Here is a 5646-nt window from a genome sequence, read left to right as displayed (position 1 = left end):
CATTTTTCTTTCCGTACTTTCCATTATTCACAGAACATTTGCTGAAACACTTCACGTAACCTTTTTATCTCACTGAAATTCAAATCTCCAATCTTTCTTTTCAGCCGGCTTTTATCCACCGTGCGAATTTGATCAGTGGCTATCTCTCCTTCACGCCCGGCTACAGAACACAGAACCCGGTAAGGATAATTTCTTATCGTTGAGGTTATCGGAACAATGACTACTGTTGTAAGGTACATATTCAAATCTGAAGGAGTGACAACTACACATGGCCGTGTCTTTGCCATTTCACCCCCACGGGTAGGGTCTAACTCTACCCAATACACTTCATACTGTTCTACCATGTCCAATCCTCAAACTTTTCATCCTCAAACACATCAGGGATAAGCAACTCATCATCCCCATTCTCATGGGCACGTTTGGCAGCTTCCGCCCATCCCTGCCGTGGTTGTGCCTTTATCACAATATTGTTCCCGTCCAAAGAAATGCTCACAGCCGATTTCAAGGACAAACGCAACTGTTTCAATACTTCGGAAGGAAGTATTATCCCCTTGCTGTTTCCAATCTGAATAATATTCGTTACCATAATGTTATAACTTTATAATTGATTATCACGATACAAATATATGTAAAGTTATAACAATAACAAAAGGAAAAACAACTTTTTTCCATTTTCACCGAGAACCCTGTCAATGGCTGCACTCGTCGGGAGTGTTGGTGCACCCCCTTGCCGTGCAGCGCTCCCCGACCGATGATTTTTTATTGTGCCTTGTGTCCTTTTCCCTTTTGTCCGGCTTCTGTTCCCAAGCACATCCGGAACACATGGCAGAGCGCTTGCAAATCCCGTCCGGAAGGCTTACCTTTGCAAAAGGTTATAGCACACTATAACCCCTAAAGGGGTTGTGTGCGAGGGGTGTCCCCTCGACCCCGTGCGATGTGACGTTTCACGCCACATCTTCTAAACATACATACACACCTAAAACCTAAAGATATGGCAAAGACATGTATCAGAGTGGAAGCCTGCAATATAGGCAGCTCGGAACGTCACAACTTAAGAAGCAAGGAGCTCGACTACATCCGTCCGGAACTCACACACCGCAACGAACAGTGGGTAGAATGTTCCATTGCCGAAGTACACCGGGACATAACGGAAAAATACAAGGAAGCCACCGGACAAGGATTACAGAAGAAAGCTACCCCAATCCGGGAAGGGGTAATAGTAATCAGCGAGGAAACCACAATCCAGCAGCTTCAAGACTTGGCCGAAAAACTGGAAGAACGCTTTGGAGTGCACGCCTTCCAAATCTACACCCATAAGGATGAAGGCGCAAACGTATGGGACGGAAAGGAAGAAGCATGGAAACCGAACTATCATGCGCACATGATCTTTGACTGGACGGACGGCCATACAGGAAAAACTGTAAAGCTGAACAGACACGACATGGCGGAGATGCAGACTATAACAGCAGAGTGTCTCAACATGGAACGTGGAGTTTCTTCAGACAAGAAACACTTGTCGGCCATGCAATACAAAAACAAAATGGAAAAAGAGAAAGCTGAACAACTTCAAAAAGACATCGAGCAACTAAACAGGGCATACACTGCCGGAACCGAGAAAATCACCACAGTCCAAAAGGAACTTAGTACGGCACAAAAAGAGCTAAACAGCATGAAAACCGACATACACATCAACGAAGCCAAAGAAGCTGCCGCAAAAGCCGGAAAAACCGTATTTAATGCCGTTACAAGCGTCTTTAATGTAGGGGAAGTAAAACGACAAGCCAAAGAAATTGAAACCCTCAAAAAAGAAAATTATAACCTCTCATTCAAGAATCAAAATTTAGAAGGACAATTAAGAACCAACAACATCGAGATGCGAAGGGTACAGGAAACAACCGACAGACAGATAAAGGCAGAAGCATCCAAACTAAAACCCATAACTAACCTTTTTCCGGAAATGGAAAATGCACAGGAAAATATAGAGGAACTCCAAACTATGGGAATACAAAATAAAGATATCCGACAACTTCTTATTGGAAAGGAAATATACTACACTGGAAACCTTTACGATAAAGACAAGAGAAAATCATACCAAGTTAAAAACGTGAAAATAGATATCTCCAAAAGTCAGAATGGTATTACTACAATTTGGCTAAATAACATCCACTTTAAAAACTTTCTTAAAGAACTTTGGAATACACTACAAAAGACTTTAGATAACGGTAACTGGCTACACCGATAGAAAGACACTAAAAAGAATTGCACTTCTCTTTTTTGAGAAGTGCAATTCAAATTAAATCCCGTTCATTTTTTAACGACTAAAGGTGCAATTAGCTATAAAACCAAAAGAAGGAGTAGTACCTTTTCCTTTAAACTCCCATTTAAAACCTTGACCAGGTACATTTGCATCCCAATACGAAGTCCAAGTGAAAGTGTTACTCCATAACGGTCCAGTTCCACTAAAAGCAACACTTTCAGGTGTCGTTATATTATCATCCGGACTTGGTTTAGCATTAGGATTTAATACTTCAAAGAAATAATAATTATTCTGTATTGAAGCATTCAAATCAACTTGCATCTTTAAAGTACGACTGGAATCGTAAAAAACTCCGGTAGTGCTTTGAGAACCTCCATTAATACTCAAAGAAGGGAGAACAGCCCTCGTTTCCGTTACAACATCCCTAAATACTGAAAAATCAAAATTAGCATCCTCCTTCACCTTTTTAACCAAAGTCTTTCCATTTACAGAAAAAACAACATAAGCGGTATTAGGATTTGAAATAGCACTTGCCACTTGAGCATTTAAAACCTGCAGGTTATTCTTATATTTCTCAATACTCAAAGGACTAACTTTTTCTAAATCCTGCCAATCCGAACCTGTTACATAAGACAACGCCCTCGTTTTCTTATTCTCATTGAAATAGTATTCATTTGTAATCTCATTTACATCAACAAAACGAGATAAGACCTCCATATCAGATACAGAATCACTAACCACAGGTTCTATTACTTCATTATCATTACACGAACAAACACCCAAAACAGTCAGTAGACTGATGAACATAAACATTACTTTTTTCATAAATCCTCCTTTTTTAAAGTTAATAAATAAAGGTTTCGCCCAAAAATATAAAATTTCTCCTATTTTTGCATTGAATATTAAATATTTAACTATGAATAGAATAATACATATCTCTTTACTTATTTCAACAGTATCACTTTTTCTTATTTCAAACACCGGATGTGTTGAAAAACAAGGATACTACAACCATGGAGAAGAAAGCATAATCTCATTAATTTGTGATATTACATGGGCTGGTAAAAAAACAACAGACGAAAACGGCAGTGTCTGGCAAGGTACATACAAATTCAATAAAAACGGAACATATACCCGTACAAATATAGAAATCGACAAACAAGGAAATAAAAAAGAAGCCAATATCTACGGACAATGGTCATTCGGTGATCCAAGTTTCAGTACCATTTATTTTGGTGGAGAACATTACTGGGACATAGACGAGCTTACTAAAAACAAATTTTCCTTCTATGACAGAAGTGGAAAATTTGGCGATCCTTTCATGAATAGAGAATACATAGAACTCACACCATACCAAGAAAACAATACAACAAACTAACAACTACCCACTATTAGGAAAAATATCCTCATCTAAATAAATATCCTGCAAAAGTTCATCCTTCCGGGTGACCTTATAACAACACAATGCCTCCCCAGTTTCCATATTATACCAATCAGCCACCTTATCTTTCACAGACATATACCAAGTATAACAACCATCTTCAACATTCAATCCCTCAATATTAAGAACCAAATCCTCATCTCTAAAATCATTCAACGCTTCATCTCCGATCATGGTGCGGAACTGTCCGAAACTACTCATGCGCTGCATCCCATGCATGGCAGTATAAATCATATCCAAAGCCTTATAATTTATCTGAATCTTTTTTTTACCGTCACGACCTTTCGATTTTGAGACAGAAGCCTTTGAAGCATACTTAAAAACCTCTATCGCTGCATTTTCAAAATCCTCTATCTTCTTATATTTCTGAAAACGGGCATCAGCAACCGTACTACCATGCAATTTCTTCCATTGGGCTACTACATATTTTGCAGCTTCCAATGAATCAACAATAATATGAAAATGATAATGGAACGAAAACAAATCCTTTTTTACTACATGATAGGTACACTCCTTCTTAATCACCCCCGAAATACCAAGTGAACGAAACTTGTGTTTCGTCCTTATACCATCAGCCCACATCCGGTTACATCTACGCATGAAATCTCGCAATACCCTTGCATCATCGGTTACACAATTTTGCAAGGTAAGCGTCACAAAATAAAACTCTCTGCCTTCCGAAGCCAAATACTTCATAACCGGAAGGAACTTCTTTACATTTTGTGCCGTTTGAATACGCTGACAGATAGGACAAAAAGCCCGATGACAATAATGGGAATGCGCCTTACCTCCCTGCACAGTATAAACATTTGAACACACATGGGCATCCATATATGCTTTCATCAGCTTACTATCCGGATTCTTTTCCGAAAGTTTTCGAGTAAAATTATGGGATATGATTTTTACTTTAGCCTTTTTTTTAAGACTATCAGAACCGTTTTTTAACGGACTTTCTTTGCAGTTGGTTATATTTGTTCTATCTTTGCACATATGAAATTTTGATGTGGCTTTCGTTTGGTATCCGCCCCGCCAAGAACGAACACAAACGATTGCTAATTCTTAAAATACAAAGCCCGTTGGTTACTGCCTTCGGGCTTTCGTTTTTTCTCAGCCCAAAAGTAGGTAATTCATTCCAAACCGCCAAACATCATTCAAAAAACCTACATATAACAAGTCAAAAAGCATTTACCACGAAACTTTCTAGTTTATCTAGTATGGGGGCTCGCCCCCATTCCCCCGGCTGCGCAATTCTGACACAAATACACTACTAAATCCACAACAGACAAAGATACTTCCGGAAAAAAAACTATCTTTGCCGTACACAAAGACAACCCTTGCCGAGCGATACGGGAGAGTTGCAAAAAAAACACCGGAGTGAATTGACGGATATCCGACATCTCCGGTGGTATTTTTTTTCTTATCCCCCTCCCGTCCCCCAAAGGGGGAGCACACAAAGACAAGCCCTGCCTTCACTCAATGGAGTGTTAAATAGTTGCATATGGGTCAAGTTCCTTAATCCGCTTACACAAAAAATCAAAGCGTTTCTTTGTAAGTGGTGTAAGCGTATCGAGATTATCTCCATCGAAATTCTCCCCAAAAATAAGGTCGTTCATTCCTATGCCGTGATTGTAGTTCTCACGCACACAGTTGCGCAGCGTCCAAAGGTTACGCAGGTTTACCCAGTCTGCTGTGCGGCTCTTTACCCTGCGGAACAAGATAACGGCAGTCCGCAAATAGTGCCCCACATGGTCGTAATCGTGCAAGACACGTTTGCCCAAATAGTAAATATCCAAATCTTGTTTTTCTCTGTCCTCGACTACTTGACAGAGGAAGAATGGAATATCCTTCAGGTTATCCCATTCGATGTAGTCAGTTGGTTTCATAATGTCTTATTTGCATTTTTCTTTCCGTACTTTCCATTATTCACAGAACATTTGCTGAAACACTT

Annotated in this window: 7 protein-coding genes; 2 read left to right on the top strand and 5 right to left on the bottom strand. The window is 39.6% G+C overall.

Features of this window, described 5'->3' with window-relative positions:
* Positions 1 to 23: 23 nt before the first annotated feature.
* Together DW937_RS14445 and DW937_RS14440 are read right to left on the bottom strand one after the other, a co-directional pair.
* Positions 24 to 344 (bottom strand): type II toxin-antitoxin system PemK/MazF family toxin, encoded by a 321-nt coding sequence (locus tag DW937_RS14445; protein ID WP_005799262.1) that lies wholly within the window; start codon positions 342 to 344, stop codon positions 24 to 26.
* Positions 338 to 586 carry an AbrB/MazE/SpoVT family DNA-binding domain-containing protein gene (locus tag DW937_RS14440; RefSeq protein WP_005812783.1) on the bottom strand — a complete coding sequence of 83 codons (249 nt, stop codon included), beginning with the start codon at positions 584 to 586 and terminating at the stop codon, positions 338 to 340. The genes DW937_RS14445 and DW937_RS14440 overlap by 7 nt, the downstream gene beginning before the upstream one ends.
* A gap of 405 nt (positions 587 to 991) precedes the next feature.
* Between DW937_RS14440 and DW937_RS14435 the strand changes: the two genes are divergently transcribed.
* Positions 992 to 2242: an NBU/pMV158-type mobilization protein gene (locus tag DW937_RS14435; RefSeq protein WP_117811881.1), complete on the top strand. Its 1251-nt coding sequence runs from the start codon at positions 992 to 994 to the stop codon at positions 2240 to 2242.
* Positions 2243 to 2311: 69 nt separating this feature from the next.
* Here DW937_RS14435 and DW937_RS14985 read toward each other — a convergent pair whose 3' ends face one another.
* The gene (locus DW937_RS14985; protein ID WP_005799241.1) at positions 2312 to 3082 is read right to left on the bottom strand and encodes a hypothetical protein; all 771 of its coding nucleotides are present in this window, start codon (positions 3080 to 3082) and stop codon (positions 2312 to 2314) included.
* Here DW937_RS14985 and DW937_RS14425 point away from each other — a divergent pair.
* Entirely contained in the window at positions 3057 to 3635 is a 579-nt protein-coding gene (locus DW937_RS14425) for a hypothetical protein (RefSeq protein WP_007660167.1), read from the top strand. The genes DW937_RS14985 and DW937_RS14425 overlap by 26 nt on opposite strands.
* Positions 3636 to 3638: 3 nt before the next feature.
* Here DW937_RS14425 and DW937_RS14420 read toward each other — a convergent pair whose 3' ends face one another.
* Complete coding sequence (locus DW937_RS14420) at positions 3639 to 4541, bottom strand: protein rep (protein WP_225538865.1); 903 nt, start codon at positions 4539 to 4541, stop codon at positions 3639 to 3641.
* A 641-nt stretch (positions 4542 to 5182) separates the two neighbouring features.
* Positions 5183 to 5581 carry a hypothetical protein gene (locus tag DW937_RS14410; protein ID WP_005799260.1) on the bottom strand — a complete coding sequence of 133 codons (399 nt, stop codon included), beginning with the start codon at positions 5579 to 5581 and terminating at the stop codon, positions 5183 to 5185.
* Between the last annotated feature and the right edge of the window lie 65 nt (positions 5582 to 5646).

The organism is Faecalibacterium sp. AM43-5AT (assembly GCF_003603345.1).
Lineage (GTDB): Bacteria > Bacillota > Clostridia > Oscillospirales > Ruminococcaceae > Faecalibacterium > Faecalibacterium taiwanense.
Note: the sequence above shows the minus strand (reverse complement) of the source record. Positions and strands in the feature narration are given on the sequence as shown.

Excerpts from the sequence above, each read along its gene's own strand:
- DW937_RS14445 (WP_005799262.1), bottom strand. The coding sequence starts at position 344 with ATGGTAGAACAGTATGAAGTGTATTGGGTAGAGTTAGACCCTACCCGT.
- DW937_RS14440 (WP_005812783.1), bottom strand. The coding sequence starts at position 586 with ATGGTAACGAATATTATTCAGATTGGAAACAGCAAGGGGATAATACTT.
- DW937_RS14435 (WP_117811881.1), top strand. The coding sequence starts at position 992 with ATGGCAAAGACATGTATCAGAGTGGAAGCCTGCAATATAGGCAGCTCG.
- DW937_RS14425 (WP_007660167.1), top strand. The coding sequence starts at position 3,057 with ATGAACATAAACATTACTTTTTTCATAAATCCTCCTTTTTTAAAGTTA.
- DW937_RS14985 (WP_005799241.1), bottom strand. The coding sequence starts at position 3,082 with ATGAAAAAAGTAATGTTTATGTTCATCAGTCTACTGACTGTTTTGGGT.
- DW937_RS14420 (WP_225538865.1), bottom strand. The coding sequence starts at position 4,541 with ATGAAAGCATATATGGATGCCCATGTGTGTTCAAATGTTTATACTGTG.
- DW937_RS14410 (WP_005799260.1), bottom strand. The coding sequence starts at position 5,581 with ATGAAACCAACTGACTACATCGAATGGGATAACCTGAAGGATATTCCA.